The organism is Methylobacterium sp. UNC378MF, assembly GCF_900103195.1.
Lineage (GTDB): Bacteria > Pseudomonadota > Alphaproteobacteria > Rhizobiales > Beijerinckiaceae > Methylobacterium.
Genome location: NZ_FMWU01000006.1, coordinates 29,031 through 55,588 on the forward strand (window position 1 = coordinate 29,031; position 26,558 = coordinate 55,588).

Annotated in this window: 28 protein-coding genes; 8 read left to right on the forward strand and 20 right to left on the reverse strand. The window is 71.3% G+C overall.

The genetic code is table 11. The features are described 5' to 3' along the window. Window positions 1-55 precede the first annotated feature (55 nt). Window positions 56-502, forward strand: a complete 447-nt coding sequence (locus tag BLT59_RS07765; protein WP_091778188.1) for a DMT family transporter — start codon at window positions 56-58, stop codon at window positions 500-502. A 111-nt stretch (window positions 503-613) separates the two neighbouring features. Here BLT59_RS07765 and gmk read toward each other — a convergent pair whose 3' ends face one another. The 7 genes from gmk to BLT59_RS07800 form a co-directional block, all read right to left on the reverse strand. Then, window positions 614-1,276, reverse strand: coding sequence for a guanylate kinase (gmk, locus tag BLT59_RS07770; protein WP_091778190.1), 663 nt, complete (start codon window positions 1,274-1,276; stop codon window positions 614-616). Window positions 1,277-1,328: 52 nt separating this feature from the next. After that, a complete protein-coding gene (locus BLT59_RS07775; protein ID WP_091778192.1) occupies window positions 1,329-2,204 on the reverse strand; it encodes a YicC/YloC family endoribonuclease in 876 nt (291 codons plus the stop codon). A gap of 268 nt (window positions 2,205-2,472) precedes the next feature. Next, window positions 2,473-3,888 carry an endolytic transglycosylase MltG gene (gene mltG / locus BLT59_RS07780; RefSeq protein WP_091778194.1) on the reverse strand — a complete coding sequence of 472 codons (1,416 nt, stop codon included), beginning with the start codon at window positions 3,886-3,888 and terminating at the stop codon, window positions 2,473-2,475. Window positions 3,889-4,039: 151 nt separating this feature from the next. Then, on the reverse strand, window positions 4,040-4,930 hold the full coding sequence (mutM, locus tag BLT59_RS07785; RefSeq protein WP_091778196.1) for a bifunctional DNA-formamidopyrimidine glycosylase/DNA-(apurinic or apyrimidinic site) lyase: 891 nt from the start codon (window positions 4,928-4,930) through the stop codon (window positions 4,040-4,042). A 124-nt stretch (window positions 4,931-5,054) separates the two neighbouring features. Next, complete coding sequence (locus BLT59_RS07790) at window positions 5,055-5,690, reverse strand: Smr/MutS family protein (RefSeq protein ID WP_091778198.1); 636 nt, start codon at window positions 5,688-5,690, stop codon at window positions 5,055-5,057. Then, the gene (locus BLT59_RS07795) at window positions 5,687-6,883 is read right to left on the reverse strand and encodes an MltA domain-containing protein (RefSeq protein ID WP_091778200.1); all 1,197 of its coding nucleotides are present in this window, start codon (window positions 6,881-6,883) and stop codon (window positions 5,687-5,689) included. Before BLT59_RS07795 ends, BLT59_RS07790 begins: the two co-directional genes overlap by 4 nt. A gap of 32 nt (window positions 6,884-6,915) precedes the next feature. Beyond that, a complete protein-coding gene (locus tag BLT59_RS07800) occupies window positions 6,916-7,629 on the reverse strand; it encodes a Tim44/TimA family putative adaptor protein (protein WP_091778202.1) in 714 nt (237 codons plus the stop codon). 346 nt (window positions 7,630-7,975) lie between these two features. Between BLT59_RS07800 and secB the strand changes: the two genes are divergently transcribed. Further along, window positions 7,976-8,476: a protein-export chaperone SecB gene (gene secB, locus BLT59_RS07805; protein WP_091778204.1), complete on the forward strand. Its 501-nt coding sequence runs from the start codon at window positions 7,976-7,978 to the stop codon at window positions 8,474-8,476. 19 nt (window positions 8,477-8,495) lie between these two features. Here secB and BLT59_RS07810 read toward each other — a convergent pair whose 3' ends face one another. Then, window positions 8,496-9,374 (reverse strand): LysR family transcriptional regulator, encoded by an 879-nt coding sequence (locus BLT59_RS07810; protein ID WP_091778206.1) that lies wholly within the window; start codon window positions 9,372-9,374, stop codon window positions 8,496-8,498. Between the two features lie 87 nt (window positions 9,375-9,461). Here BLT59_RS07810 and BLT59_RS07815 point away from each other — a divergent pair, with 87 nt between their 5' ends. The 3 genes from BLT59_RS07815 (at window position 9,462) to BLT59_RS07825 (ending at window position 11,786) form a co-directional block, all read left to right on the forward strand. After that, window positions 9,462-10,022: a DUF4865 family protein gene (locus tag BLT59_RS07815; protein ID WP_091778208.1), complete on the forward strand. Its 561-nt coding sequence runs from the start codon at window positions 9,462-9,464 to the stop codon at window positions 10,020-10,022. A gap of 23 nt (window positions 10,023-10,045) precedes the next feature. Next, window positions 10,046-10,438 carry a tautomerase family protein gene (locus tag BLT59_RS07820; RefSeq protein ID WP_091778209.1) on the forward strand — a complete coding sequence of 131 codons (393 nt, stop codon included), beginning with the start codon at window positions 10,046-10,048 and terminating at the stop codon, window positions 10,436-10,438. 115 nt (window positions 10,439-10,553) lie between these two features. Continuing rightward, window positions 10,554-11,786, forward strand: a complete 1,233-nt coding sequence (locus BLT59_RS07825; protein ID WP_091778211.1) for an MFS transporter — start codon at window positions 10,554-10,556, stop codon at window positions 11,784-11,786. A 219-nt stretch (window positions 11,787-12,005) separates the two neighbouring features. On the opposite strand, the gene BLT59_RS07830 is transcribed toward BLT59_RS07825, so the two are convergent. The 8 genes from BLT59_RS07830 to BLT59_RS07865 all read right to left on the reverse strand — a co-directional run bounded on the left by BLT59_RS07830 (window position 12,006) and on the right by BLT59_RS07865 (window position 20,274). Further along, window positions 12,006-12,881 carry an RNA polymerase factor sigma-32 gene (locus BLT59_RS07830; RefSeq protein ID WP_091778213.1) on the reverse strand — a complete coding sequence of 292 codons (876 nt, stop codon included), beginning with the start codon at window positions 12,879-12,881 and terminating at the stop codon, window positions 12,006-12,008. A 315-nt stretch (window positions 12,882-13,196) separates the two neighbouring features. Further along, window positions 13,197-13,802 carry a CarD family transcriptional regulator gene (locus tag BLT59_RS07835; RefSeq protein WP_091778215.1) on the reverse strand — a complete coding sequence of 202 codons (606 nt, stop codon included), beginning with the start codon at window positions 13,800-13,802 and terminating at the stop codon, window positions 13,197-13,199. Between the two features lie 458 nt (window positions 13,803-14,260). After that, window positions 14,261-14,599: a ferredoxin FdxA gene (fdxA, locus tag BLT59_RS07840; protein WP_091778217.1), complete on the reverse strand. Its 339-nt coding sequence runs from the start codon at window positions 14,597-14,599 to the stop codon at window positions 14,261-14,263. A gap of 218 nt (window positions 14,600-14,817) precedes the next feature. Beyond that, the gene (locus BLT59_RS07845) at window positions 14,818-15,111 is read right to left on the reverse strand and encodes an RNA-binding S4 domain-containing protein (protein WP_091778219.1); all 294 of its coding nucleotides are present in this window, start codon (window positions 15,109-15,111) and stop codon (window positions 14,818-14,820) included. Between the two features lie 12 nt (window positions 15,112-15,123). Beyond that, the gene (locus BLT59_RS07850; RefSeq protein ID WP_091778220.1) at window positions 15,124-18,357 is read right to left on the reverse strand and encodes a helicase-related protein; all 3,234 of its coding nucleotides are present in this window, start codon (window positions 18,355-18,357) and stop codon (window positions 15,124-15,126) included. 198 nt (window positions 18,358-18,555) lie between these two features. Next, window positions 18,556-18,873, reverse strand: coding sequence for a hypothetical protein (locus tag BLT59_RS07855; RefSeq protein WP_091778222.1), 318 nt, complete (start codon window positions 18,871-18,873; stop codon window positions 18,556-18,558). A gap of 96 nt (window positions 18,874-18,969) precedes the next feature. Beyond that, complete coding sequence (locus BLT59_RS07860; RefSeq protein ID WP_091778224.1) at window positions 18,970-19,260, reverse strand: DUF1330 domain-containing protein; 291 nt, start codon at window positions 19,258-19,260, stop codon at window positions 18,970-18,972. Between the two features lie 72 nt (window positions 19,261-19,332). After that, complete coding sequence (locus BLT59_RS07865) at window positions 19,333-20,274, reverse strand: DUF3108 domain-containing protein (protein WP_244513898.1); 942 nt, start codon at window positions 20,272-20,274, stop codon at window positions 19,333-19,335. A 352-nt stretch (window positions 20,275-20,626) separates the two neighbouring features. On the opposite strand from BLT59_RS07865, the gene rpmB reads away from it, so the two are divergent. Then, window positions 20,627-20,929 (forward strand): 50S ribosomal protein L28, encoded by a 303-nt coding sequence (rpmB, locus tag BLT59_RS07870; RefSeq protein WP_091778228.1) that lies wholly within the window; start codon window positions 20,627-20,629, stop codon window positions 20,927-20,929. Between the two features lie 278 nt (window positions 20,930-21,207). Here the strand turns inward: rpmB and cobT are convergent, their stop codons facing one another. The 4 genes from cobT to BLT59_RS07890 all read right to left on the reverse strand — a co-directional run bounded on the left by cobT (window position 21,208) and on the right by BLT59_RS07890 (window position 25,455). Further along, the gene (cobT, locus tag BLT59_RS07875) at window positions 21,208-23,115 is read right to left on the reverse strand and encodes a cobaltochelatase subunit CobT (RefSeq protein ID WP_091778230.1); all 1,908 of its coding nucleotides are present in this window, start codon (window positions 23,113-23,115) and stop codon (window positions 21,208-21,210) included. A gap of 5 nt (window positions 23,116-23,120) precedes the next feature. Then, window positions 23,121-23,618 carry a DUF29 domain-containing protein gene (locus BLT59_RS07880; protein WP_238194729.1) on the reverse strand — a complete coding sequence of 166 codons (498 nt, stop codon included), beginning with the start codon at window positions 23,616-23,618 and terminating at the stop codon, window positions 23,121-23,123. A 17-nt stretch (window positions 23,619-23,635) separates the two neighbouring features. Next, window positions 23,636-24,619 (reverse strand): cobaltochelatase subunit CobS, encoded by a 984-nt coding sequence (cobS, locus tag BLT59_RS07885; RefSeq protein ID WP_091778232.1) that lies wholly within the window; start codon window positions 24,617-24,619, stop codon window positions 23,636-23,638. Window positions 24,620-24,828: 209 nt separating this feature from the next. Next, on the reverse strand, window positions 24,829-25,455 hold the full coding sequence (locus tag BLT59_RS07890; protein WP_091778234.1) for a J domain-containing protein: 627 nt from the start codon (window positions 25,453-25,455) through the stop codon (window positions 24,829-24,831). Between the two features lie 109 nt (window positions 25,456-25,564). Here BLT59_RS07890 and BLT59_RS07895 point away from each other — a divergent pair, with 109 nt between their 5' ends. Together BLT59_RS07895 and arfB are read left to right on the forward strand one after the other, a co-directional pair. Next, window positions 25,565-25,861 (forward strand): BolA family protein, encoded by a 297-nt coding sequence (locus BLT59_RS07895; RefSeq protein WP_091778236.1) that lies wholly within the window; start codon window positions 25,565-25,567, stop codon window positions 25,859-25,861. Between the two features lie 250 nt (window positions 25,862-26,111). Next, the gene (gene arfB / locus BLT59_RS07900; RefSeq protein WP_091778238.1) at window positions 26,112-26,543 is read left to right on the forward strand and encodes an alternative ribosome rescue aminoacyl-tRNA hydrolase ArfB; all 432 of its coding nucleotides are present in this window, start codon (window positions 26,112-26,114) and stop codon (window positions 26,541-26,543) included. The last annotated feature ends 15 nt before the right edge of the window (window positions 26,544-26,558 follow it).

Below are 26,558 nucleotides of genomic sequence, written 5' to 3' on the forward strand. Positions count from 1 at the left end.
CGGCCCGGACGGTTGTCAATGGCGCCCGCCCCCTGACCCAGAGGCCCGCCCCTCGATGCTCGCCTTCGCGCTTTCCGCCCTGCTCGCCGTTCTGGCGGGCGCCGGTCTCGTCCTGCAGCAGATCCTGAACGCGAATCTCCGCGCGGGCCTCGATTCCGCGTCCTGGGCCGGCGTCTCCAGCTACGCGGTCGGCCTTGCCTGCATGGCGCTCCTCGCCGCCGCCCTGCGCGATCCGGTGCCGACGGCGGGCGTGGCCGAGCGGATCCCGTGGTGGACCTGGAGCGGCGGCCTGTTCGGCGCGGTGTTCATCGGCCTCGCGATCCTGCTCGTCCCGAAGCTCGGCGCCGCGACCTTCTTCGCCCTCTTGGTCACGGGCCAGATGCTCGCCTCGGTGGTGTTCGATCAGGTGGGCCTGCTCGGCCTCGCGCAGCGGCCCGTCGATCTGCCGCGCCTCCTCGGGATCGCGCTCCTGATCGGCGGCGTGGTGCTGATCCGCCGCTAGAGCATTTTCAGCCGAAGCGGATTCCGGTTCGGCGAAAGAAAATGCAGAATAAGCAAGAGGATAGAGCGTTTTCTGCGATCCAAGGATTGCAGAAAACGCTCTAGAGCCCGATCACGGCGTCTCCGCCAGCAATCTCTCGACGAAGGGGGCGAGGCCGGTGCGGCGCGCGCGGCGGAGCCGCTCGGCCGCCAGGATCCCCTGGAGCGCCCGGAAGGCGTTCTGAAGATCTTCGTTGACGATGACGTAATCGTACTCGACCCAGCGCTGAATCTCGGTCCGGGCGTTGGCGAGACGCTTCTCGATCGTCTCGGCGGAATCCTCCGCCCGGCGCTCCAGCCGCTGGCGCAGCTCGGCCATGCTGGGCGGCAGGATGAAGACCGTCACCACGTCCTGGGCGAGCTTGGAGCGCACCTGCCGGGTGCCCTGGTAGTCGATGTCGAAGATCATGTCCCGGCCGGAGCCGAGCACCTTCTCCACCGGCCGCCGGGGCGTGCCGTAGAAATTGCCGTGGACCTCCGCCCATTCGAGCAGGTCGTCCCGATTGCGCAGATCGTCGAAGGCCTCGCGATCGATGAAGTGGTAGTGCCGCCCGTCGATCTCGGAGGGGCGTCGCCCGCGCGTGGTCACCGAGATCGACAGGTCGAGTGCCCAGCTCGGATCCTGCGCGATCGCCCGCGTCAGGGTGGTCTTCCCCGCCCCGGAGGGCGAGGAGAGGATCAGGATCAACCCGCGCCGCGCGATCGAGTCGGAGACGCTCCCGGCCGGCTCGGTCATGCGCGTGGCTCCCCGACATTTCGCATCCGTATCCTCACGTCCTGATCCGGCATCACTCGATGTTCTGGACCTGCTCGCGGAACTGCTCGACCACGGCCTTCAGGTCGAGTCCGATCCGCGACAGGCTGATGTCGTTGGCCTTGGCGCACAAGGTGTTGGCCTCGCGGCCGAATTCCTGGGCCAGGAAGTCCAGGCGGCGGCCGATTGCGCCGCCGGCCGCCAGCAACTCGCGGGCACTCGCCACGTGGGCGCGGAGCCGGTCCAGCTCCTCGCGCACATCCGCCTTGCCGGCGAGCAGCATCGCCTCCTGGTGCAGGCGGTCCGGGTCGAGGCCGCTGCCGCCGAGCGCCGCGACGGCCGCCTCCAGGCGCGCCCGCACGGCCTCGGGCCGACGCGCGGGGTTCGCCTCCGCGGCCTCGGTCAGCGCGGCGATCCGGTCGACCTGCGCGGCGACGACCTGTTCGAGCTGGCGCCCCTCGGCGCGGCGGGCCTCGACGAGATCCGCAACCAGCCGGACCACGCCCGCGGCCAGATCCCGGGCCAGGATGTCGGTCTCCGCCGCCTCGTCCTCGACCTCGACCACGCCGCGCACGCCCAGCAGCCCGTCCAGCGTGGCGGGGGCGACGCCTTCGGGGACCGGAACCCGGGCGACCGCCTGGGCGAGGCTCGCCAGGAGGGCCTCGTTGATCCGCACCCGCGCGGTCGTCTCCGGCTTGGTGAGCGTCAGGGTCAGCTGGCACTGGCCGCGGGCTAGGGTCTTCTGCAGGGCGGTGCGTGCGGTCTCGCCGAGCCCGTCATAGCCGGCCGGCACCCGGATGCGCACGTCGAGGCCGCGCCCGTTGACGCTGCGGACCTCCCAGGCCCAGTGCACCGGTCCGGCACTGCCCGCCGTCCGGGCGAAACCGGTCATGCTCGCGATCTGGGCCATGCCGACCCCCGTCCCCCATGAAGATCGGGGCCTGTAGCACGGATCTCTCGACTGGGAAGAGGCCGCTTGTCGCCGATCTCGATGCCGCCGGGGCTAAGCGGGTTCGGCCGCTGCTCGAGGTTCTGCTGTGTGGACTGGGATTGCAGATCGCCGCGACCCTGCCGGGCGGAGCGCCGGACAAGCGCCCACGGAACCCGAAGGCGCCTCGTGTCCGTCCCGAGGCCGAGCCGAAAGCGTCAGGGTGGCGTCGCCGCCCCGCGGCCGAATCTCAGCGGCGGCCCCGTGGCGCCGGTGCCGGCTCGCTCAGGCTCGGCACTGTCTTGGGCGAACCGAGATCGTAGCTGCGGTTCTTCAGCGGGTCGAGGCGCGTGCCCTCGGAGGCATCGAAGGCGCGCGAACCCGGCGTGCCGTTATCCAGGGCGAAGGCCGCGTTGGTGTTGATTCCGTTGCCCGCGGGCGCGCCGGCCGGCGCGTAGGCCGAGGCGCGGCCCGGCGTGGCCGGATCCGGACCCGGCTCCACCTTGTCGACGGCGTCCGGCGGCGCCTGCCGGCTCTTCTCCACCGCCCGCCAGCGGGCCACGTTGCGCTGGTGCGCCTCGAGCGAGTCGGCGAAGGCGTGGCCGCCGGTACCGTCTGCCACGAAGTAGAGATCCCTGGTCCGGGAGGGGTTGGCCACCGCCTCCAGGGCGGCCCGGCCGGGATTGGCGATCGGGCCCGGCGGCAGGCCCTCGATGACGTAGGTGTTGTAGGGCGTCGGCCGGTCGATCTCGGAGCGCAGGATGCCACGTCCGAGGGTGCCGCGCCCGCCCACGAGCCCGTAGACGATCGTCGGATCGGATTGCAGCTTCATCCGCTTGTTGAGGCGGTTGATGAAGACGCCGGCGACCCGGGGGCGCTCGTCGGCGCGGCCGGTCTCCTTCTCCACGATGGACGCGAGGGTGACCATCTCGGCCGGAGTCCGCACCGGCACCTCGGCGCTGCGGCGCAGCCAGATCTGGTTCAGAACCTCGCGCTGCTTGGCTTTCATCAGGTTGACGATCTGCTGCCGGGTCGCGCCGCGCTCGAACTTGTAGGTGTCGGGCAGGAGCGAACCCTCCGGCGGGATCTCGTTGATCTCGCCGGTGAGGACGTCGTTCTCGTTGAGGCGGTTGACGATCTGCTCGGAGGTCAGGCCCTCCGGGAAGGTGACGGCGTGCTGGACCTGCCGGCCGGTGGCGATCGTGTCGAGAGCGTCGGAGATGCTCGCATGCGCCTTGAACACGTACTCGCCGGCCCGGAGCGCCGGACGGCCGCCGAACCGGGCGGCGAACTCGAACAGGCCGGTATGATCGATCACCCCCTCGCGCTTCAGGGTCTCGGCGATCTCGGACGTTCCGCTATGGGTCGGGATCACCACGACCTTGTCGGCCGCCAGGGGGCCCGGCTCGCGTACCTGCCGCTGGAACAGCGTGATCCCGATCATCGCCGCGATGGCGATGACGACCGCGAAGGTCAGCGCTCCGCTGATGAGGCCCACGAAGCCGCTTCGCTCGCGCCCGGGCTTTTCCGGGGGCGGCGGTGCGATGGTCGGCTTGATCGCCTCACCCGGCGAGCGCGGCGAGAGCCGCTGCGGCAGGGCGGGCTCGTCCGTCGGATCCTGCGCGGGAGTCTCGGGCGCGGGCGTCTTTGAGCGGCGGAAGAACATCGGGATCCTGTCTGGGCCCGTGCGACCCGTCTCGCGCTGTGGGCCGGGATCGGCTGCCCGCAACCGGATGCGCACGTCGAGCGCTGCGACCCTAGCCGGGTTTGTGGCGAAAATGCCGTTTTGCGGCGCGATAGGGCGCGGATCGGTGCCGTCAGCCGGGGGGCTGACAGGCGGCGCAGAAGAAGGTCGAGCGGTTGGCCTGCACGATGCGGGTGATCGCACCGGCGCAGCCCGGCCGGCTGCAGGGCAGGCCGACCCGGTCGTAGACCCGGAAGGCGTGCTGGAAGGCGCCCGCGCTGCCGTCGGTCTGGGCGTAGTCGCGCAGGGTCGAGCCACCGGCCTTCACGGCTTCCTCGAGAACCGTCACGATCGCCTTTGCCAGGGCATTGGCCTTGGGCGTCGGGCGTCCGTCCTGTCTGGCGAGGCTTCCGGCGGGCGTTTCCGGATGCAGGCGTGCCCGGTGCAGCGCCTCGCAGACGTAGATGTTGCCGAGGCCCGCGATCAGGCGCTGATCGAGGAGGGCAGCCTTCAGCGGCGCGGTCTTGTGGCGGAAGAGCTGCGCGATCACCGCTCCGGTGAGCCCGTCGAGGGGCTCGATGCCCATCCGGGCGAAGTGGCGGCAGGCGGCGAGATCGGCACTCGGGACGAGATCCATGAAGCCGAAGCGGCGGGCGTCGTTGTAGGTCACCGTGGCGCCGGTGCTCATCGCCATGACCACGTGGTCGTGCGTGGGCGTGCCCTGGGCCCCTTCCAGGTAGAAGTCCCCCGGTGACAGATTGCTGCCGTCGGGCAAAGCCACGTCGAACCGGCCGCTCATGCCGAGATGCATGACCAGCGTCTCGCCCGAATCGAGCGCGGCGGTGAGGTATTTCGCCCGGCGCGCGAGGCTCGTGACGGTCCGTCCCTCCAGCCGGGCGGCGAAGCGGTCCGGGAACGGGAAGCGCAGGTTGGCCCGGCGCAGGGTGACGCGGGTGAAGCGGGCTCCCACCAGCGCGGGCGCCAATCCCCGCCGCACCGTCTCGACCTCTGGAAGCTCCGGCATCTCTCTCGCGGCTTTGCGTGCGGGGCGCCTCGTGCGCCGACACCGGATATCGGCGGGATCGAGCCGGGCCGCAACCGCGTGGGTCCGGCGCGGTTTGCCGCGCAGGCCGCCTGGGCCCGGCGGCCTACCGGCGGCGCAGGCGGACGTAGAGGGCGCCGCCGCCGCCATGGTGGCGGGCCGCCTCCTCGAAGCCGAGGACGATCCCGCGCAATTCCGGTCCGCGCAGCCAGTGCGGCACGCTGCGGCGGAGCACCCCACGCTCCGCGAAGGCCTCGGCGTAGCCCGCGCCGCCCTTGCCGGTGACGACCAGCACGTAGGCATGGCCGGCCGCGCGTGCCCGGAGCAGGAAGCCCGTCAGCGCGGCGTGCGCCTCCGCCTGCACCATGCCATGCAGGTCGATCCGCGCCTCGATCGCCAGCCGCCCGCGCCGCAGGCCGACCTTGGCCGACCGCTCCAGACCGCTGCTCGGTGTATGGCGCTGCGGCGGCGGCTGGTACGGCGCGGACGTGGCCGGACGCGGCGGCTCCGGCGTCGGCTTCGGCGGATGCTTCGCCCGCGGTGTCGTGGCGGCCGGCGGCGCGCTGGGCTTCAGGATCGGCGCCGACAAGGCCGGCATGGTGGCATTCGGCGCCGCCGGCGGGGCGCCGGTTTCGGGTTTTGCGGATGCGCGATCCGGCAGCGGCGTCACCAGCTTGGCGATCGCGTCCCAGAGCCGGGCTTCTCCCGCGGTGAGCCGGCGCCCGCGGCGCGGGGACCTCACGGCGCGGCTCCGGAGGCACCGCCGCGGCGCGGCAGGAGGACGACGAAGCCGATGGAATCGCGGAGGTTTCCGGCGACCGCGCCGGCCTCGGGACCGGTGCCGACGAAGAGGTCGCCGCGGGCCGGGCCGACGATCGCCGATCCGGTATCGGCGGCGATGACGAGGCGCCCCGCCTCCCCCGCGGCTCCGGCCCGCCCCGCGGCGGGGAGGGGGCCCGCGAGCCAGAACGGCAGACCGTAGCGCCAGAGGGTCGAATCCACCGCCAGGCTGAATCCCGGGCTGAGCGGCGCGTTCGCGGCGCCCGGCGGCCCGAGCGCCGGATCGTCCACCGGGGCGAGACGGAAGAAGATGTAGGAGGCGTTGGTGCGGATCAGGCGCTTGGCGATCTCGGGATGCGCCCGCAGCCAGCCGGTCCAGCGGGCGAGCGTCAGGCCTTCCAGGGGCAAGTGCCCCTCCTGAACGATCAGCTTGGCCACCGCTGTGTAGGGGCGGCCGTTGCGCCCGTCATAGAGAACACGCACCGCGCGCCCGTCCGGCAGCCGGACGCGCCCGGATCCCTGGACCTGCAGGATCAGAAGGTCGATCGCGTCGCGCAGCCACAGGAGCGGTTTCGCGCGCGCCCCGAGAGCCCCGTCCTCGATCGCGGCGCGGTCGGGATAGGGGGCGAAGCCCTCCCCGGTGGCGCGGGCGGCGCGCAGGGTCGGGTCGAGCCCCGGACGGGTCTCGCCGGGGCCGAGGGAGATCAGGTCGTCGGGACGGGCGAGCACCGGCGTCGGAAAATCAGGCCCGTGCTCGAGGGAGCCGCTCAGCTCCGGCTCGAAATAGCCGGTCAGGAAGCCCGGCCGATCCGCGCCGGGCCGCGCGATGCGGAAGGCGTCAAACCGATCGCGGAAGAAGGCAGCCGCGTCCGGCACGGGGCCGGCGGCGGCCGCACAGGTCTCGGCGAGGGCGGCGGGATCGCCCGCGATGCCGTCGGGCTGGGGCAGGGCGGGCGGCGGTGCCGCGCAGACCCGGCGGAAGGCGTCGAGGGCGGCTGCGGCCTCCGCGCCGGGAAAGCCCGGCAACTCCGCCGGAGCGATCGGTATCAGGTTCGCGCCGCCGACCGCCGCCGGGGCGGCAGAGGCGGGATCGCTCAGGAGGAACGCGAGGAGGGCGGCCGGGACTGTTCCGGACCGGGCGCGGGGGATCGGCACGGCAAGTGTGTCACGGCACGCAGGTCACGGGCTCAGGCGCCGGCCTCGGTGGCCACGAGCTGCCAGTTCGGGTCCCGCGAGCCGAGGGTGCGGGAGAAGGTCCAGACATCCGGCACCTCGACCACCGTCTCGGCGCTGCCATCCACCACCTTGCCCTCCGCGTTGCGGGTGGCCGTGATGAGGTTCGACAGGAAGCGCACCGTGACATGCGCCACGCGGTTGCGCACCTCGACGGCCACGATCTCAGCCTTGTCGATCGACACGAAGGTGGTCTCCAGCGTCTGACGGTTGCGCTCGCGCTCCGCGATCGCCCGCTCGAACGCCTCGCCGACCTCCTTGGAGAGGAGTCCGCGCAGGGTCTTCCGGTCGCCCTTGGCGAAGGCGATCATGATGGCTTCGTAGGCGGATTTCGCGCCCTCGATGAACGCACGCGGATCGAAGCTGGGCTCGGCCTGGATGCAGGCCTCGAGGCCGCGGGCCACCTCGGATCCCGGCTCGGCGATCCCCCGCCAGTCTCGCGGCGCGGCAGCGGGTGGCGGCGCGGCCTGGACCCGGTCGGCACCCGGCAGGCGCACCACGTTGTCGCCGTCGGAGCGGGCCTGCGGCTCGGTGCGGCTGCGGTCGACCGGCTTGAACGGCGAGCGCTCGGCGCCGGTCTTCTGACCGAGCACCGAGCGCAGACGCCAGATCACGAAGACGGCCAGCGCGAGGAAGATGATCGTCGTAACGTCGAAACTGTCCTGCATCACCGATCCGATGGTGGCCGCGGCGAGACCCTTGCCCCTTGCTCAGGTCATGCGCGGTGCGGCGCCGGCTAAGCGCGCATAGGTCTGGCCGACTCATATCCGACCAACGCGTCGGGAGCGAGCCGGTTGTGGTGCCCGGTCAACCGATCCCGCGCGTCAATTGCGATACCGGGCGATATGGGTTGCGGGGGCCGCCGGCGCCAGCGCCGCCCCCGCTCGCTTGTCGAGGCTCGGCCCGCGTGTTAGCGGCCCTGCCGTTTGGGCAGTTCCGCGGCGTGATCCAGCGGCTCCCGCCGCGACAGCAATCCGCGCCGGCCCTGCCGGTCGATCGAGAAGGATGATCCGCATGGCCGATTCCCCGGCAGCGAACGGCAATGGCGGCGGCATGCCGCAGGGCGATGTGCCGACCATCAATGCCCTCGCGCAGTACACGAAGGATCTCTCCTTCGAGAACCCGAACGCGCCCCGCTCCCTGCAGCCCAAGGAGGGCCAGGGGCCGCAGATCAACATCCAGGTGAACGTCAACGCGCAGCAGCTCTCCGAGACCGACTTCGAGGTCGAGCTGAAGCTCGAGGGCGACGCCAAGGTCCAGAACGAGGTGCTGTTCGCCTTCGAGGTGACCTATGCGGGGGTCTTCCGGCTCCTCAACATCCCGGCCGACCAGATCCATCCGGCGGTGATGATCGAGTGCCCGCGCCTGCTCTTCCCCTTCGCCCGCCAGATCGTGGCCGAGGCGGTGCGCAACGGCGGCTTCCCGCCCCTGTACATCGACCCGATCGATTTCGTCGGCCTCTACCGGCAGAAGGTGATGGAGCAGCAGGGCGCGCAGGGCCCGCTCGCCTCCTGAGGAAGCGACCGGCGGCCGCTCAGCGGCCGCCGGGACCACGATAGGCCGCCGCCAGCGCGCGCAGGGCCTCCGCGGGGCGCCCGGCCAAGCGGCGGGCGCGCAGCACGACGAAGGTGCGGGGCAGATCGGGCAGGCCGAACCGGCCGCCGACCTCCACGGCGCCGGACGGTGCCGTGCTCGGCGCCAGGGCCGCCACTGCGAGCCCGGCCATCACCGCCGCGCCGACCGCCAGCACCCCGCCGCCGACGAACACCTCCGTCCAGGCAAGGCCGGCCGCGTCGAGGACGCGCATCGCCGCGCCCCGGACAGTGCAGGGCCCCGCGAGGCCCGCGAGCCGCAGCGTTTCACCCGGCTCGGGCGCGGGAAAGTCCGGCGCGGCGAACCAGCCCAGCCGCTCCTCCGCCAGAATCGTCCCGCCGTGCCCGGATTGCTCCTCGGTCCGGAGGATCACCGCGTCGAAGCCGCCCTCGCCGGAGGATCCGAACGCCGCCGACAGGTCGCGCGAGGGCACGATCCGCACTTCCGTGATGAGCCCGGCCCGATCCAGCCCCAGGCGGCGCAGCAGCGCGGGCAGGTCCGGGCCGGCGACGTGATCGCTGATTCCAAGGCTCAGCCGGGCCGGCACCGCGCCCGCCACGTCGGCCACGGCGCTGTCATGGGCCTCCAGCAGACGCCGGGCTGCCGGAAGGAACAGGGCACCCTGCCGGGTCACATCCACGTGCCGCGGAGTCCGGTCCAGGAGGCGCGTGCCGAGCCTGTCCTCCAGGCGCTTCAGGCGCAGGCTGATTGCCGCCTGCGACGTGGCGAGCGCCTCGGCGGCCCGCGTGAAGCTGCCGAGATCGACCACGCGCACGAAGGCCAGAACACCTTCAAGATCGAGGGGCCGATCGAGAGACATAACGAATCCTTATCATAGATACCGTGTGTGATATGTCGCCGTTATCGCGGCCGCGTGCAAATCTGGCGCTCCCTTCAGGAGTGTCCCATGCTGATCGCCCGCTACCGGCATCGTCTGCCGGCCGACTACGCCATGGACAGGATCCGCGAGCGCGTCGCCGCCCGCGCGCCGGCCTGGGACGCGGTGCCCGGCCTCGTCTTCAAGGCTTTCGCGATCGAGGACCGGGCGCGCGGGGCGGCGGCCAACGCCTACAGCTCCCTCTATCTCTGGCAGGATGCCGGCGCCGCCGCCGATTTCCTGGCCGGACCCGGATTCCGCGCCGTGATCGAGGGCTTCGGCCGCCCTCGGATCGAGACCTGGCTGACCGTCGCTTCCGCCTTCGGACCGGGCGGATCGGCGCGCACCCTCGCGGAGGAGACCCGGCTCGTCGCACCCGCGGAGGATCTTGCCGGCCTGCGCGACGACGAGGTGAGCCGTGGGCGCGACATCGCGGCGGATCGCGACGTCCTCGCGACGGTGGCCGGCCTCGATCCCGACGGATGGCGGCTCACCCGGTTCACCCTCCGGGCTGAGCCGACGGCCGCGGCGTCCGAGGCCGAGATCGCCCATCTCGCCGCGCCGGGCCTCGACGCGGCCCGCGGCCGCTGATTCCCCTCCCCAGGAGCCAAGCCATGCCTCTGACCCGCATCTCCCTGCGCGCCGGAACGACCGACGCCTACCGGGCCGCCCTCGTCGCGGGGGTCTACGACGCCATGCGCGAGACCTTCGCGGTGCCGGAGGGCGACCTGTTCGCCCTCGTGCATCAGCATGACGCCCCGGATTTCGTCTACGGTCCCGATTATCTCGGGATTCGGCGCAGCGAGCGCCTCGTGATCATCCAGATCACCGCCAACGCCACGCGCGGCACCGAACAGAAGCGTACCCTCTACGCCGCTGTGACGCGCAATCTCACGCGCGATCCCGGCTTGGCGCCGGCGGATGTCTTCATCAACCTCGTCGAGGTCAGCCCGGAAAACTGGTCGTTCGGGGACGGGCTGATGCAGTACGGCCCGCCGGAACCGTGACGCCTGAGCGAGCGAAGCCGCAGGGCTGCCCGTGCGGCGATGGCGGCGACGATCCGGGCTTGACCGTTCCAGGGTCCAAGTACAGGTCCGGGGCCCGAAACGGCCCCAGGATCGCATGGCTCCCACCGCTAACCTCGCCCTGATCAACCTGTTCATCGGAGACATCCAAGGCGGCCTCGGACCCTTCCTCGGAACCTGGCTGGCGCAGTCGGCCTCTTGGAGTCCGGCCCGGGTCGGGTTCGTCATCACCCTGGTGGGGATCGGCACGCTGTTCCTGAGCGGTCCATTCGGTGCCCTGGTGGACCGGTTCCCGCGCCCGCGTCTGCTGATCGCTCTGGCCTGCGGTGCGATCCTGGCGGGAACGCTGCTGCTTCTGCCGGCCCGCAGCGTCCCGGCGGTGCTGGGCGCGCAGCTCCTCGCCGCGGCCGGAGGCACCCTGCTGCTGCCCGCCGTCGCGTCGCTGACCCTGGGGATCGTCGGGAAGGAGCGGTTTCCCAACCAGCAGGGGCGCAACCAGGCCTTCAATCACATCGGCATCCTGGTCGCGGCGGGCGGCATCAGCCTCGGGACCGGCTATTTCGGCCCGGCGATCGCGTTCTGGGTGCTCGGCGGCATGGCGCTGGCGGCGATCGTCGCGACACTGACGACGCCGGTCGGAGCCTGGAACCGCCGCCGTGCCGTCGGCTGGAAGGAGGACGATTCGGACGAGCCGGAGCGCGGGGGCATCCGCCAGGTCCTGGGGAATCGCCGCCTGCTGGTGCTGACGGTGGCGCTGACCCTGTTCAATCTCGGCAATGGCGGCATGCTCTCGCTGCTCGGCCAGAAGCTGGTGGCGACTGCGGCCGACGCGACGACCTGGACGGCCCGCTACGTGATGGTCGCGCAGCTGGTGATGGTCCCGGTGGCGCTGTTTGCCGGATCGCTCGCCGACAAGCGCGGCCGCCGCCAACTGCTGATGGTCGCCTTCGCCGTCCTGCCGGTACGGGCGCTCCTGTCAGGCCTGATCGACGATCCCGTCTGGCTGATCGCCGCCGAGGTGCTGGACGGCGTCGCCTCGGGCATCGTCGGGGTGGCCGTGCCGGTGGTGGTCGCGGACCTGACCTGGGGATCGGGACGAACCCAGACGGCCCTCGGCAGCGTCAACGCCGTGCAGGGCGTCGGTGGCGCGCTCTCGGGCTGGTATGGCGGCCTGTCCTACGGGCTGTTCGGCTGGACCGGCGCCTTCCTGGCCCTCGGCGTGCCGGCGCTCGTCGCACTGGCGCTGGTGATCTGGCTCGACGCCACCCCCGAGCCCGGCCGGCGCCGGCGCCGGCGGGAGCTGCGCAGCGCCGCCATTCAGGAGGCGTGAGGCGCCGCCCGAACCGGCTTCTCGGTCATGCGCCTCGCATCGTCCCGTCCTCGCGGGCGCAGCGAAGCAGTCCTGACAGCGCCCCGTCGGCCACTCGCGCGCTGCCGACGCCCGCTCACCGGGCCCGCGAGGGCGGGCCCAGTGAGCGGGCAATCCTCGAAAACACGAAAGCCCGGCCGCAGGGCCGGGCTTCGGGACGACGATGCTGCGCCGCGCGGCTCAGCCGATATACGGGCTGCCGGTGGCGGCCGGGAACCGGTCGGCCAGCGCGCGGCGGAGTTTCTCCAGGGCGCGGTTCTCGATCTGGCGGACCCGCTCCTTCGAGATGCCGAGCCGCTGACCCAGAGCCTCCAGGGTCGCCTGATCCTCCGCGAGGCGCCGCTCGCGCAGGATGCGCAATTCGCGCTCGGACAGGACCGTCAGGGCCTGCTGAAGCCAGCTGAGGCGACGCTCGCCGTCGACCGTGGCGCTCACGGTCTCGTCCGGCAGGGCGGCGCCGTCGACCAGGAAATCCATTCGCTCCGAGGACGCGTCGCTGTCCTCGCCCACGGGGGCGTTGAGCGACATGTCGGGGCCGGACAGGCGCGCATCCATCAGCGCGACGTCGTCGCGCGAGACGCCGATGGCGTTGGCGATGCGCCGGTGGATCTCGTCACCGACATGCTCCTCGGTGGATTGCATCAGCCGGGCGCGCAGCCGGCGCAGGTTGAAGAACAGGGCCTTCTGGGCCGAGGAGGTGCCGCCGCGCACGATCGACCAGTTGCGCAGGATGTAATCCTGGATCGAGGCCCGGATCCACCACGTCGCGTAGGTGGAGAAGCGGACATCCCGCTCCGGCTCGAAGCGGGCGGCGGCCTCCATCAGGCCGACATGACCTTCCTGAACCAGATCGGCCATCGGCAGGCCGTAGTGACGAAAACGCCCCGCCAGGGCGATGACGAGGCGCATATGGGCCGAGATCAGACGGTGGAGGGCCCGCTCGTCCCGCTCGTCCTTCCATCGGACGGCGAGGCCACGCTCTTCTTCCCTCGCCAGAAAGGGTGCCTCCATGGCAGTCCGTATGAACTGCCGTCGAATTCCCGCGATCTCAGCCATCCGCCTGCCTCTTGTTGCCGAGTGCTGTTGCGGCGCCGGGCCAATGCCCCGACGCGCAGGCGCCACCCGAGGGGCGACGCCAGGCAACCGACAACGGGAGGCCAAACGCGAAAGTTCCGTCCCGCTGCCCCAGAATGCGACAGCCGGGCAGCCACGATTTCGTGTTCCGTCCGGATGACATGGGATCGCCGGTCGCGCCGTCCAGTCCAGGATCCGCAAAACGACGGCGCGGAGGCGCTGTCCCGATTCCGCGACGCATAAAAAAACCCGGCCCCCAGGGCCGGGTTCTCTGCCGTCTGTTGGGAGAAGCGCGCCTCAGGCGGCTTCCTCCTGAAGGTCGTCGCCCTCGTTGTCCCCTTCGGCCTCGGCCTCGGGCTCGGCCTCGTTCTTCGCCCGGCGGGGCGACTTGGCGAGGCTCTGCTCGATCAGCTTCAGCGCCTCGGTCTCGGTGATGCGGTTGACCGAGGAGATCTCGCGCACGATCCGGTCCAGGGCGGCCTCGTAGAGCTGCCGCTCGGAGTAGGACTGCTCGGGCTGGGCCTCGGAGCGGAACAGGTCGCGCACGACCTCCGTCACCGAAAGCAGATCGCCCGAGTTGATCTTGGCCTCGTATTCCTGGGCGCGGCGCGACCACATGGTGCGCTTGACCCGGGCACGGCCGGTCAGCAGGTCGAGCGCCTTCTTCACCAGTTCCGGCTCGGCGAGCTTGCGCATGCCGACGCTGTTGGCCTTCGCGGTGGGGACGCGCAGGACCATCTTGTCCTTCTCGAACGAGACGACGAACAGCTCAAGCTTGTAGCCCGCGATCTCCTGCTCCTCGATCGCCGTGATGCGACCGACGCCGTGGGCCGGATACACGACAGCCTCGCCGGTCTTGAAGCCCTGCCGGCCTGCGGTCGTCGTCTTCTTGGCTGTGGTCATGCGAGAAGGGCCTCCACTGGCGCGCAGCGTTCGGCGCCGCGCGAAACCGTGTTCTTCCGGGCGGGACACCCGGTCTGCCTCGCCGCTCCCGGACCCCGCGCGCAGCACGAGATTCCCGGTCGTTCCCCGGCGCGGCCGTGCGAACGCCTTGCCCGCCCGCCGAAGTCAGTTCGGCGGTCGGGCGCGTACTACTCCTAACCCGCGAAGATCGAAGGTGTTTCGGCCGGAGGGAGCACGTCAGGCGCGAGCGACGGCAGGCGGATTGTCTACCACAATCCGGCGCGCAGATCAAAGCATCCCTGAAGACGCACGCGCGGGCCAAGCGCGGCGTCAAAGAGTTTTACACTGGTGCGGCGGGACAGGAATGACCTGACCGCGTATCAGGGCTTCGTATGACGCAGCCCCACCGCGCAGTTCAACGGCGCGCCGGCGTCAGGTCGTGCGGATCTCGGCCAGGTTCAGTCGCCGGAACCGGGGTTGGGCGAGAAATGCGCCTCCAGCTTCCCGGACTTGCCGTCCCACTCCTTGGCGTCGGCCGGAGCCTCTTTCTTCTGCGTGATGTTGGGCCAGGTCTTGGCGTAGTCGGCGTTCAGCTTCAGCCACGTGTCGAGATTCGACTCCGTGTCGGGCTTGATCGCCTCGGCGGGGCATTCCGGCTCGCAGACGCCGCAATCGATGCACTCGTCCGGGTGAATGACGAGCATATTCTCGCCTTCGTAGAAGCAATCCACCGGACAGACCTCGACGCAGTCCGTGTACTTGCACTTGATGCAATTGTCGGTGACGACGTAGGTCATCGGATGTCTTCGTCCTAAAACTCGACTCGGCCCGGGCGGAGCCTGGGGACGGCCCGCATGCCCCGGGGGCGCTGCGAGGGAAACGCCGGTGAGGCCCGGCGCGGAGCCGGGCCTCGGAGGCCCACGGCTCTAGACGCTGCCTTCCGGGCTGACAAGCGTGCGGGCGCCGCATGCGGTTCGTGCCGGGTCGCTCGCGCGGTCGCTGTGGCGCGGCCTCATCACTCGGGCGGCTCTTCCGGCCGGGCGCTGCCCGACAGGTCGTCGTAGAGCAGCCGCGCCTCGGGGGCCGGGCCCCGCCGCAGGCCGAGGCCGAGCACCCGCACCGCCAGGGTCGCGTGCGGCGCGGCGACCGTCACCACGTCGCCGATGCCGATGGCTTTCGCGGGATTCTCGGCCCGGATTCCGTTCACCCGCACGAAGCCGTCGGAGGCCAGCCGTGCCGCGAGCGACCGGGTCCGGGCGAAGCGCGCGAACCACAGCCACTTGTCGAGGCGCTGCCGATCCTCCCGCATCCGCGGCGGGGATCAGCGTTTCCCGCCGTCGCCGGCTTCGAGCTGCGCCTTGAGCGCGGCCAGCTTGGCGAAGGGCGAATCCGGATCCGGCGCCCGCTCACGCCGCGGCGGCCGCTGATCGGGCCGCGGGCCGGCATGGCGCTGCTCCGCGTTGCGCTGATCGTCGCGGCGTTCCGGCCGGCCGCCCTCGAAGCGGTCGCGGCGCGGACCGCGATCCCGCCCGGGGCGGGGGCCGCCGCCGTCGCCCTCGGCCCGACGCTGCTCGGGCCGACCGCCCTCCGGACGGCCCTGTCCCGCATGCTGGCCCTGCTGGCCGCCATCCCGGCCGCGACCGGCGCCGCGGGGACGGTTCTGCGGACGCTGGTGCGCCGGGCGCTGATGCCGCTGCAGCCGCCAGACCTCGATCTGGGGGATCTCGGTCTCCGGTCCGCCCTCCGCGGGCGCGGCCTCCGGGGTGGCCGGATCCGTGTCTGCGGCAGCTTCGGCCGGATCCGCCTCGGCCGTCACGGGTGCCGCCTCGCCGGCTTCGGCTGCGGGCTCGAGCGCAGGCACGGCCTCGACGGGCGCTTCGGGCGGGACGGGCGCGGCCTCGATTTCGGCTGCGGCGTCCGCGGGCGCCTCCGTCACGGTCTCAGCGGCCGGACCCTCGACCGCCGCGGGGGCTGCGGCCTCCTCGGTCGGCGTCCGGGTCTCGGTGCCGGTCGCCTCGGCTCCTTCAGAAGCCTCCGCGGCCGGGGGCTCGTCGCCGGCGGGCTCGTCTCCGGCGGGTTCGACGGCGGCGGCCTGCGCGTCGACGGCCTCGTCGGAGGCCGCTTCAGCCGCGGCTGCCGGTGCGGCCGGCGTCGTGGCGGCGGCCGGGACGAGCGGCACCGTGATGGCGGGGCCGGGCCGCGTCTCCGCGTTGTAGCCGAGCGACTTCAGGATGGAGGCGAAATCCTCGCCCGAGCAACCGACCAGCGAGGTCATGCCGACGGTGGCCACGAAGCCGTCGCCGTCGGCGGTGCCGTCCGGCGGGGCGCCCGGGGTGGTGCCGGGCCGGTAGGCGATGGCCGGGCGGATCAGGTCGGCGAGCCGCTCCAGGATGTCGACGCGCACGGCCCGCTCGCCGCTGACCCGGAACCCGGCGGCGCGGTAGAGCCCCTTGGCGATCTCGCGGTCGACCTTGATCGAGGTGCGGCCGGAGCCGGCCAGATGCGCGATCTCGTCGAGGCCGCGCTGGTCGAGGCCGCCGTTGCGCAGGGCCCAGAGCTGGGCGGCGAGCGTCCGGGGCGCCGGCTTGAGCAGGGCCGGCAGGAAGATGTGGTAGGCGCCGAAGCGGACGCCGTGGCGGCGCAGCGCCCCGCGGCCATCCTGGTCGAGGCTGCGCATCTCGTGCGCCACCTTGGAGCGCTCCAGCACGCCGAGCGCCTCGACCACCTGGTAGCCGATGCCCTTGGCGAGACCGGTGAGGTCGGCCGCGGTCTCGATCTCCATGAGCGGGCCGAGCAGGCGCACGATATAGGCCTTCAGCCACGCATCCAGGCGCGCCTCGACCTTCTCGCGATGGGCGCCGGTGAGGCTATCGTCCGCCAGCAGACGGATCTGCGGGGCGAACAGCTTCTCGCCGGGCGTGAGCTTGGCGACGGGCGCGCCGGTCCACCGGATCGTCCCGTCATGCGCGAGCACGAGCGTCGAATCGGCGGTCGCGGCGAATCGTTCGGCCCGCGCCTCGATCTCGCCGGCGAGCGCCTTCTCGGCGGCGCTCCTCAGGGTCTTGGCCTCGTGCCCCTCTGCGCTCGCATCGGGAACGAACAGGAATCCGTGAAGGTGGCCGACATGCTGACCCTCGACGGTGACGTCACCGTCGGGGGTGATCTGGGCTTCGAGCATCGTGTTCTCTCTCAGGCGCCGCATCAGGACGCTTGTGCGCCGGTCGACGAAGCGGCTCGCGAGGCGTTCGTGCAGGGCGTCGGACAGCCTGTCCTCTACCCGACGCGTCTCGCCCTGCCAATGTTCTGGGTCGCGCAGCCAATCGGGACGGTTTGCCACGAAGGTCCAGGTGCGGCCTTGTGCGATCCGGCGGGACAGCGTGTCGATGTCGCCGTCGGTGCGGTCGATCATCGCCACCTGCTCGGCGAACCATGTGTCGGGGATCCGCCCGGCCATGCCCTTCATGAGGAATCGGTAGAGCTGGGCCACGAGGTCGGCATGCACCTGCGGGTGGACCTTGCGGTAGTCGGGCACGCCGCAGACGTCCCACAGCCTCCGGACCGTGGCGGCGCTCCGCGCCATGTCGCGGATGTCGTCCTCCTTCATCAGGATCTCGAGCGCCTGCTGGTCCTCGCCCATCGGGGCGCGGGTCAGGCCTGATTCGCGCGGGTGCTCGTCCAGGCTCGCCTGCAAGCCCTCCAGGCTGCCGAAGCTGAGATCCGGGTTGCGCCATTGCAGGATGCGCAGCGGGTCGAAATCGTGGCTCTCCAGGCGCTCCACCAATTCGGCCTCGAAGGGCGGGCAGCGTCCGGTGGAGCCGAAGGTGCCGTCCGCAAGGTGGCGCCCGGCCCGGCCGGCGATCTGGCCCATCTCGGCGGGGGTGAGCTTGCGGAATCGGGTGCCGTCGTATTTCCAGTTGGCCGCGAAGGCGACGTGGTCGACGTCGAGGTTGAGCCCCATCCCGACCGCGTCGGTGGCGACGAGGTAGTCGACGTCCCCCGCCTGGTACATCTCGACCTGGGCATTGCGGGTCCGGGGCGAGAGCGCGCCCAGCACCACCGCGGCCCCGCCCCGCTGGCGGCGGATCAGCTCGGCGATCGCGTAGACCTCCTCGGCCGAGAACGCCACGATGGCGGTGCGCCGGGGCAGACGCGACAGCCGCTTCTCCCCGGCGAAGGAGAGCTGCGACAGCCGCGGCCGGGTCGTGGTGTGGACGTTCGGGATCAGGCTCTGGACCAGCGGCAGCATGGTCGAGGAGCCGATCAGCAGGGTCTCCTCCCGGCCGCGCACGTAGAGCAGGCGGTCGGTGAAGACGTGGCCGCGGTCCATGTCGGCGGCGAGCTGGATCTCGTCGATAGCGACGTAAGCCACGTCGAGGTCGCGGGGCATCGCCTCGATGGTGCAGATCCAGTAGCGCGGCCGGTCCGGCTTGATCTTCTCCTCACCGGTGACCAGCGCGACCTTCTCGGGGCCGACCTTGGCGACGACGCGCAGATAGACCTCCCGGGCGAGCAGCCGCAGGGGCAGCCCGATCATGCCGGTCGGGTGCGCGAGCATCCGCTCGATGGCGAGATGCGTCTTGCCGGTATTGGTCGGCCCGAGGACCGCGGTGACGCCGCGGGCGCGGGCATCGCGGGACAGCGAGCGGCTGGGCGAGGGGCGGAGCAGCGCGTCGATGGTCGGCGGTTCCTTCGGCCGGGACGGCCGTCGCGGCGCCGTCGCGGCGCGGAAGGCGGGCTCGACCGGCCGGTCGCGTCAGGGACGGTAGGGCCGGTACGATCCTCCCCCATATGGGATGCCGCCCCCGCCAGGTCCAATCTCCGGCGTGATCATCGGGTAGACGTCGATCTGCGTCGTCGGCGTGCCCGGCTGGGGTGCGACATCGGCGCAGAGCGTCTGAGGGACCGCCACGAGGGGACCGCGGCGCGGCGGCTTGTTCTCGACGACCTCGGCCGACGAGAAGGCGTCGCCGCCGCAACCGGGCTCGGCAGTGCCGGCGCTCAGGGGCTGGGCGGCGGCCGGGCCGGTGAGCGCGGCCAGGGCAAGGGCGATTCGGAGAGCGGACGGTCGCATGCGCGCATTATCGCGCGGAACGTGAAGATTCCTCCCACCGTCGCGCGGGAAGATCGCGGAGGCCGCGTCGACCGAGGGTTGCGAGCCAGTCGCGGATCAGTCCACGCCCTCGACGAGGACCACCTCGCCGATCCCCGCGGGCCGGCGCTTGGCCACGGCGGCCTGGTATTCGGGCGAGAAGTAGTAGGTGCGGGCCGCCTCGTAGGACTCGAACTCCAGCACGACGTTGCGCGGACGGCCCTCGCCCTCCAGCGCCTCGCAGCGGCCGCCGCGGACCAGCGGCGTGCAGCCGTATTTGCGCATGGCCTCGGAGGCCATGGCGGCGTATTCCTTGTAGATATCCGGGTCGGTGACCGTCATCCGGACGATGATGTAGCCCTTGGGCATTGGCTGGCCTCCCTGGCGCGTCTGCCGCGCCGCGCGGACGTGCCGGGAAAGCCGCCGACGGTCAAACCGCCGCTACTGCCCGGACAGGCTCGCCTGCGCGACGCTGGTGCCGGCGGCGCCCGCCGTCCCGGTCGCGCCCGCGGTGCCGCCCTGGCTCCAGCGCGTCGCCTCGATGATGTTGGTGCCGATCGTGGTGAGCACCGAGATGCGCAGCGGGATCAGGACGCGGGTCCCTTCGACGGGAGCGAGCCAGACCGACATCTCGCGGTTCTCCTCCATGAACTTCACCCCCGGCCGGTCCGGGCGGTGGCCGGCCACCGCCTGGTAGCGGGCGGTGCAGACGAGGACCGGGCCGGCATAGCCCGGCTTCTGCACCGGGCGGGTCTCGGCGTAGCTCAGCACCACGTTGAAGCGGGTGGCGCCGTCGAAGACCGGAAGGGTCCGGTTGCAATTCTCCGGGTCGAGGGGCTCGCCGCGCCCCCGGGTCGGCATCAGAAGGGCGCTGACCGGATCGATGATGCCGCGCTTGTTGGCGGGGGTGACCGGCACGCGGTCCTGCATGTCGACGAGGGGCGGCGTGACCTCGGCCTGGACCACGTTGCCGTGCGCCAGGGCCATGCGCACCGCGATGCCGGAACTCGCCGTCTGGGTCGCGATGGCGAAGGCGCCGGGCTGCGGTGCTGCCGTGAAGCTGCCGGAGGCCCGGGCCGAGCCCTTGCCGCCGGTGATCGCACCGACGAGGCCCGTGAGCACCGCCGACACGTCCATGAGGTAGCGGTCGCGGTCGAAGGACCCGGCCAGGCGCGCCGTGCCGATCGGCAGGCCGGCGAGGTTGATGCCGTAATCGACCGCCACGGTTGCGGCGGCCGCAGCGGCCCGCTTCGAGCGCGACGCGCGCGCTGCGGCATCGGTCGGGGCCGCGAGGGCGGCGACCGCGAGGAGGCTGACCGCGAGACGCCCGGCAGCGTGCTTTGTCACAGGCTTGATCATCCGACGGACTGGCGTGGCGCTCATGATCCGGATCGCATCCCAGGATGGGCAATCCGAGACACGCGCTCGGACAGACCCTCTCGAACACACCCGCTCGTCGGCCGTCTCTCGACGCCCGAAGCCGGGAGAGACGCCTTCCTGCAGGTGGAAGAAGGCTATATCCCGGCATCGTGGTTAACAGACCGTTGGGCGGCTGCCGCGGCCGCGGCGTCGGCCGGCACCTTGACGCACCGCGGCTTCGTCGCCTATAGGCTCGCGCCTTCAACAGGACTCCGCCGGACCTGGAAGACGCAATGGGCGCCGCCCGCTGCGACGATGATCGCGCTGGCCGCGATCGGGTCTGTTCGGGCGGAACGAGACGGGATCGTTTTTTATCATGGCACGCCGCTGCGAACTCACCGGCAAGGCCGTTCAGGTCGGCCACCTCGTGAGCCACTCGAACCGCAAGACCAAGTGCCGGTTCCTTCCGAACCTGTGCAACGTCACCCTGCAGTCCGACGCGCTGGGCAAGCGCGTTCGCCTGCGGGTCACCGCACATGCCCTGCGCTCGGTGGAGCACCGCGGCGGCCTCGACGCCTTCCTGATCAAGGCCGGCGAGGGCGACCTGTCGCAGACCGCCCGCCTCCTGAAGCGCGAGATCCACAAGAAGCTCGCCGAGGCTCCGGCCGCCGCGGCCTGAGCCCCGGGCTTCGCGCCTTCCTTATCGGACGGGTTGAGCCGCCGTGGCCCTTGAGGCCGCGGCGGTTTCCGCTTGCGCGCCAGGCAGTCTGAGCCGGACGACCCCGTTCACGGCCTCATCCTGAGATACCCGCGCCAGCGGGCCTCGAAGGAGGGCTCCAGGGGTCGCGCGGCTGGCCGGATCCCTCCTTCGTCGCGGCTTCGCCGCAGCTCAGGACGAGGGCGGGGGTCGGAGAGGCCGGAGGCGGGAGCACGGCATTTGCCGCGCTGCGGACACGCTCAGCGCCGCCCCCCTGCTGTCCGCAGCATCCGGCCCGTCGGGGCGGACGCGCCGTCCTCCTCGAACAGTTCCGCCAGCTTCTCGGTCATCGCGCCACCGAGTTCCTCGGCGTCGATGATCGTCACGGCACGGCGATAGTAGCGCGTCACGTCGTGGCCGATGCCGATGGCGAGAAGCTCCACCGGCGAGCGCGTCTCGATCTCCTCGATCATCCAGCGCAGGTGCCGCTCCAGGTAGTTGCCGGCGTTGACCGAGAGGGTCGAATCGTCGACCGGCGCGCCGTCCGAGATCACCATCAGGATCTTGCGCTGCTCCGGCCGTCCGAGCAGGCGCTTGTGCGCCCAGTCGAGCGCCTCGCCGTCGATATTCTCCTTGAGCAGCCCCTCGCGCATCATCAGGCCGAGGTTCTTGCGCGCGCGGCGCCAGGGTGCGTCGGCCGACTTGTAGACGATGTGGCGCAGGTCGTTCAGGCGGCCGGGATTGACCGGCTTGCCGGCGGCGAGCCACGCCTCGCGGCTCTGGCCGCCCTTCCAGGCGCGGGTGGTGAAGCCCAGGATCTCCACCTTCACGCCGCAGCGCTCCAGCGTCCGCGCCAGGATGTCGGCGCAGGTCGCCGCCACGGTGATCGGCCGGCCGCGCATCGAGCCCGAATTGTCGAGGAGCAGCGTGACGACCGTATCGCGGAAATTCGTGTCCTTCTCCTGCTTGAAGGAGAGGGGCTGGTACGGGTCGATGACCACGCGCACGAGCCGCGCCGGATCGAGCTGGCCCTCTTCCAGATCGAAATCCCAGGCGCGGTTCTGCTGGGCCAGGAGGCGCCGCTGCAGCCGGTTGGCGAGGCGCCCGACCACGCCCTGCAGGTGCGAGAGCTGCTTGTCGAGGTAGGAGCGCAGGCGCGACAGCTCGTCGGCGTCGCACAGCTCCTCGGCGTGAATGACCTCGTCGAACCGGGGGTTGAACACCCGGTATTCCGGCCCGCGGGCCTCGTTGCCCTGCCGCTGCGGCGGGCGCGACGCCTCCGAGGCCTCCTCGGATTCCGCGTCCTCGGCCTCCTCGGGCAACTCGCCCGAGGGCGCGTCGGCGGATTCCTGAGCGCCTTCCTCGATCTCGTCGGAGGCCTCCTCGGAGGTCTCGATCTCGGCGCGCTCGCCCTGGCTCTTCTCCTCCGAATCGCCCTCGCTCGGATTCTGCTCGTCGTCCTGGGCGTCGTTCTCGTCGTCGTTCTCGTCGTCCTCGGCGTCGAACGGCGTCTCGTCCGACATGTCGAGGGAGGTGAGGAGGTCGCGCACCGAGCGGGCGAACTTGCGCTGGTCCTCGATCGAGCCGAGCAGCCCGTCGAGATTCGGGCCGGCCTTGGCCTCGATATGCTCGCGCCACAACTCGACGATCTTGGCGGCGGCCTCGGGCGGCTGCTGGCCGGTCAGGCGCTCGCGCACCATCAGGGCGACCGCGTCCTCCATGGGGGCGTCGGCCCGGTCGGTGATGTTCTCGTACTTGCCGCCGCGGTGGTAGCGGTCCTCCAGCATCGCCGTGATGTTGCTGGCGACCCCCGCCATCCGGCGCGAGCCGATCGCCTCGACCCGGGCCTGCTCGACCGCGTCGTAGACCGCCCGGGCGGCGGCATTCTCGGGGGCGAAGCGGCGATGCAAGGCGACGTCGTGACAGCCGAGGCGCAGCGCCATGGCGTCGGCGTTGCCGCGCAGCACCGCGACGTCCTGCGCTGAGAGCTTGCGCGGCGGCTCGGGGAGGCGGGCCTTGTCGCCGGTGAGCGCCGGCCGGTCGGTGGCGTAGGTGACCTCGACCTCGGAGCGCCGCGCGATGGCGCGCAGGCACCCCGCCACCGAGCGCTTCAGGGGCTCGGCCACGGGTTCGCGGCGCTCGCCGGGCTTGCGGTTGGAGATGGACATGCGGGCTACTTCTTCGCGGAATCGAGATCGAAGGGGCGAGCCCGGATCTCATCCCAGCTGTAGGGACAGGCAGACGGAAACTCGTCCGGCATCAGATGGGTCTCGTCGGCGGCCCAGTCGCGCGCGTCCGGGTAGGCCTGTGCCAGAGCCTCCTCGAGGCGGGCCTTGAGGCTCGGGCTCTCGGTCAGCAGACGGTCGAAGCGCCGGCGTTGCTCGCGGATCGAGTAGATCCAGCTCGGCGTGCGGTGCTCGGGCTGCTGATCCCACTTCAGCATGTGCATCAGGAGGACGCGCAGACAGCTGTAGAGCTTGGAGAATTCGCGCCTCGACACGTCCTCCAGCTCCTCCGCGACGCGCTCGACGTCGATCTCGTCGAACCGGCGGGCGCGGAGCAGGGCGACCTGCTCCCGCGCCCAGCTGTGAAGGTCGTCCTCGTAGCGCGTGCGGATGGCCGCGGACGAGGTGTCCACGTCCATCACAGCGGTCTCGGCCGGACGCGCCACGGGCTCCTCCATGCGGGTCAGCTCAGCGCGACGTTCACCGCGCTCTCGGGCAGCTCCTTGCCGAAGGCGCGCTGGTAGAACTCGGCCACCAATGTCCGCTCCAGCTCGTCGCACTTGTTCAGGAAGGTCACCCGGAAGGCGAAGCCGATATCCTTGAAGATGTCGGCGTTCTCGGCCCAGGTGATCACCGTGCGGGGGCTCATCACGGTCGACAGGTCGCCGTTCATGAAGGCGTTGCGGGTGAGATCGGCCACGCGCACCATCCGGTTGACGATGTCGCGGCCCTGGTCGCTCCGGTAATGGGTGGCCTTCGAGAGCACGATGTCGACCTCGCGGTCGTGCGGCAGGTAGTTCAGCGTGGTGACGATCGACCAGCGGTCCATCTGGCCCTGGTTGATCTGCTGGGTGCCGTGATAGAGGCCGGACGTGTCGCCGAGGCCCACCGTGTTGGCGGTGGCGAACAGCCGGAAGGCCGGGTGCGGGCGGATCACGCGCTTCTGGTCGAGCAGCGTCAGGCGGCCCGACAGCTCCAGCACGCGCTGGATCACGAACATCACGTCCGGACGCCCGGCATCGTACTCGTCGAACACGAGCGCGACGTTGTTCTGCAGCGCCCAGGGCAGGATGCCGTCCTGGAAGGCGGTGACCTGCTTGCCGTCCTGCAGGACGATGGCGTCCTTGCCGACGAGGTCGATGCGCGAGACGTGGCTGTCGAGGTTGATCCGGATGCACGGCCAGTTCAGCCGGGCGGCGACCTGCTCGATATGGGTCGACTTGCCGGTGCCGTGATAGCCGGTGACCATCACGCGGCGGTTGCGCGCGAAGCCGGCCAGAATCGCCAGAGTCGTCTCCCGGTCGAAGATGTAGTCCGGATCGAGATCCGGCACGTGCTCCTCGGGCTCGGCATAGGCCGGGACCTTGAGGTCGAGGTCGATGCCGAAGACCTCGCGGACGGAGACGGTGCGGTCGGGGAGCCGGGCGGGCGTATCGTCAGAGAGCATTCGGAACCTCGTGAGGCGCGGGCGCTCCACTCCCAACAGTGAAGCATCTGCGCGGAAGAACGTCGAGCCGGGCCTCCGCGGCGGGGCGGAGCCATCCTTAGACGGCGACGCGCGCGCGCGCCACCGACCGGCATGGATCCCATATAGGGTCGCCCCGCGCGGTTTGCCCTATCCTGGATGCGATCCGGCCTGCATCCTTCGTGCCGCGGTCAGCAGAGCCCGGCCGCGCGCAGCACGTCGTGGGCGCGGATGATGTCGCGCAGCCGCTCCTCGAACGACCGGTCGCCGCCATTGGCATCCGGGTGGAAGCGCTTCACCAGCACCTTGTACTGCGCCTTGATGGCGGCCGTATCGGCGGTCTCCTCAAGCCCCATCACGTCGAGGGCCCGGCGGATCGTGGCCGAGTGTTTGGGCTTGCGCGGCTCCTCGGGCTGGCGGGCGCGCCGACGGGCGTCGCCGACGCCCTCGCCGCGCAGGATGCCGAGCGGGTCGACATAGGCCCAGTCCCGAACCGGCTCGTCCGCGGGCTTCGCCTCGCCCGTCCGGTTCACGCCCATCGCCCAGGTCGGACGATGTCCGATGATCGCGTCCTTCTGGTAGGCCTGGACGGCGGCATCGTTCATGCCGTCGAAGTAGTTGTAGGTGGCGTTGTAGGCGCGGACATGGTCGATGCAGAAGCGCCAGTACTGGCCCTCCGCCTTCCGGCCCTTCGGCGCCCGATACAGGCCCGGATGGGTGCAGCCCGGGCTCTCGCAGCCGGCCTCGGCCGCGGGCTTCGGCTCGTCGCAGGACGGTTTGATCCGGATGCTGTCGAACAGGCGCGAGTTGAGATCCATGACGAGCCGATTATGAGGGGGCGGACCTGAGACACAAGGGCACCGGGCCTGATGACGCATGCGCGGGATCGGGCTTGACGGCGGCCCACGAACACGACGCGAGGGCACGATGGCGGATGGTGCGGGCGCGGGCGGCACCCTGCGGGACTGGATGGAGGCGCGGCTGCAGGAACAGCTCGCGCCGGCGCGGCTCGACGTGATCGACGAGTCGCATCTGCATGCCGGCCATGCCGGGGCACGGCCGGGGGGCGAGACCCATTACCGGCTCGACATCGTCGCGTCGGCGTTCGAGGGCAAGAGCCGCGTCGAGCGGCACCGCTTGGTGAACGCGCTGCTCGACGACGCGTTCAAGCGGGGCCTGCACGCCCTCGCGCTCCGCGCCCGCACGCCGGCCGAGGCCGCCTGACGTCGCCGCGGACCTTGCGAGCGGAGCGAGGCAATCCAGCCGCGCCACCCTTGGCTATGTCGCGCTGCCCCGGGTCGCTTCGCTGCGCTCGCGACGACGGAGAGACGATTTCGATGGCGCGCCATGAGCGGAACGGGGGGCACGGGCGAGATATGGTGACGCGGACGTCGATCCGCATCCTTCGCCGCATCGGCCCCGCGCCCGGCGCGGCAGCGCCGCGCGCCGTCAGCGCGCTGCCGGGGAGGCCGCCATGTCCCTGCGGGTGACGCCGCGCATCGCCATCGCCGAGGACGAGATCGCGCTGTCCTTCATGCGCGCCTCGGGAGCGGGCGGCCAGAACGTCAACAAGGTCGAGACCGCGGTCCAGCTCCGATGGGCGGCCCTCGCGTCGCCCTCCGTGGATGATCGCGTCAAGGCGAATCTCGTGCGGCTCGCCGGGCGGCGCATGACCAAGGACGGCGTCCTCGTCCTCGCCGGGCAGCGGCACCGGACGCAGGAGCGCAACCGGGCCGATGTCCTGCAGCGCCTCGTCGATCTCGTGGCGGAGGCGGCCAAGCCGCCGCCGCCGATCCGCCGGCCGACGAAGCCCACGCGCGGCTCGCAGGAACGGCGCATCGGCGCCAAGAAGAACCGCGCCACGATCAAGCAGGGCCGGGGCACCTTCCGGGATTCCGACGGATGACCCCGCGCCGCTCAG

Excerpts from the sequence above, each read along its gene's own strand:
- mltG (WP_091778194.1), bottom strand. The coding sequence starts at position 3,888 with ATGTTCTTCCGCCGCTCAAAGACGCCCGCGCCCGAGACTCCCGCGCAG.
- BLT59_RS07865 (WP_244513898.1), bottom strand. The coding sequence starts at position 20,274 with ATGAGCGCCACGCCAGTCCGTCGGATGATCAAGCCTGTGACAAAGCAC.
- gmk (WP_091778190.1), bottom strand. The coding sequence starts at position 1,276 with ATGACCGAGCCGGCCGGGAGCGTCTCCGACTCGATCGCGCGGCGCGGG.
- BLT59_RS07815 (WP_091778208.1), top strand. The coding sequence starts at position 9,462 with ATGCTGATCGCCCGCTACCGGCATCGTCTGCCGGCCGACTACGCCATG.
- secB (WP_091778204.1), top strand. The coding sequence starts at position 7,976 with ATGGCCGATTCCCCGGCAGCGAACGGCAATGGCGGCGGCATGCCGCAG.
- rpmB (WP_091778228.1), top strand. The coding sequence starts at position 20,627 with ATGGCACGCCGCTGCGAACTCACCGGCAAGGCCGTTCAGGTCGGCCAC.
- BLT59_RS07820 (WP_091778209.1), top strand. The coding sequence starts at position 10,046 with ATGCCTCTGACCCGCATCTCCCTGCGCGCCGGAACGACCGACGCCTAC.
- BLT59_RS07830 (WP_091778213.1), bottom strand. The coding sequence starts at position 12,881 with ATGGCTGAGATCGCGGGAATTCGACGGCAGTTCATACGGACTGCCATG.
- BLT59_RS07890 (WP_091778234.1), bottom strand. The coding sequence starts at position 25,455 with ATGGATCTCAACTCGCGCCTGTTCGACAGCATCCGGATCAAACCGTCC.
- cobT (WP_091778230.1), bottom strand. The coding sequence starts at position 23,115 with ATGTCCATCTCCAACCGCAAGCCCGGCGAGCGCCGCGAACCCGTGGCC.
- BLT59_RS07855 (WP_091778222.1), bottom strand. The coding sequence starts at position 18,873 with ATGCGACCGTCCGCTCTCCGAATCGCCCTTGCCCTGGCCGCGCTCACC.
- mutM (WP_091778196.1), bottom strand. The coding sequence starts at position 4,930 with ATGCCGGAGCTTCCAGAGGTCGAGACGGTGCGGCGGGGATTGGCGCCC.
- BLT59_RS07775 (WP_091778192.1), bottom strand. The coding sequence starts at position 2,204 with ATGGCCCAGATCGCGAGCATGACCGGTTTCGCCCGGACGGCGGGCAGT.
- BLT59_RS07800 (WP_091778202.1), bottom strand. The coding sequence starts at position 7,629 with ATGCAGGACAGTTTCGACGTTACGACGATCATCTTCCTCGCGCTGGCC.
- BLT59_RS07810 (WP_091778206.1), bottom strand. The coding sequence starts at position 9,374 with ATGTCTCTCGATCGGCCCCTCGATCTTGAAGGTGTTCTGGCCTTCGTG.
- arfB (WP_091778238.1), top strand. The coding sequence starts at position 26,112 with ATGTCCCTGCGGGTGACGCCGCGCATCGCCATCGCCGAGGACGAGATC.
- fdxA (WP_091778217.1), bottom strand. The coding sequence starts at position 14,599 with ATGACCTACGTCGTCACCGACAATTGCATCAAGTGCAAGTACACGGAC.
- BLT59_RS07765 (WP_091778188.1), top strand. The coding sequence starts at position 56 with ATGCTCGCCTTCGCGCTTTCCGCCCTGCTCGCCGTTCTGGCGGGCGCC.
- BLT59_RS07845 (WP_091778219.1), bottom strand. The coding sequence starts at position 15,111 with ATGCGGGAGGATCGGCAGCGCCTCGACAAGTGGCTGTGGTTCGCGCGC.
- BLT59_RS07850 (WP_091778220.1), bottom strand. The coding sequence starts at position 18,357 with ATGCTCGCGCACCCGACCGGCATGATCGGGCTGCCCCTGCGGCTGCTC.
- BLT59_RS07825 (WP_091778211.1), top strand. The coding sequence starts at position 10,554 with ATGGCTCCCACCGCTAACCTCGCCCTGATCAACCTGTTCATCGGAGAC.
- BLT59_RS07835 (WP_091778215.1), bottom strand. The coding sequence starts at position 13,802 with ATGACCACAGCCAAGAAGACGACGACCGCAGGCCGGCAGGGCTTCAAG.
- BLT59_RS07895 (WP_091778236.1), top strand. The coding sequence starts at position 25,565 with ATGGCGGATGGTGCGGGCGCGGGCGGCACCCTGCGGGACTGGATGGAG.
- cobS (WP_091778232.1), bottom strand. The coding sequence starts at position 24,619 with ATGCTCTCTGACGATACGCCCGCCCGGCTCCCCGACCGCACCGTCTCC.
- BLT59_RS07860 (WP_091778224.1), bottom strand. The coding sequence starts at position 19,260 with ATGCCCAAGGGCTACATCATCGTCCGGATGACGGTCACCGACCCGGAT.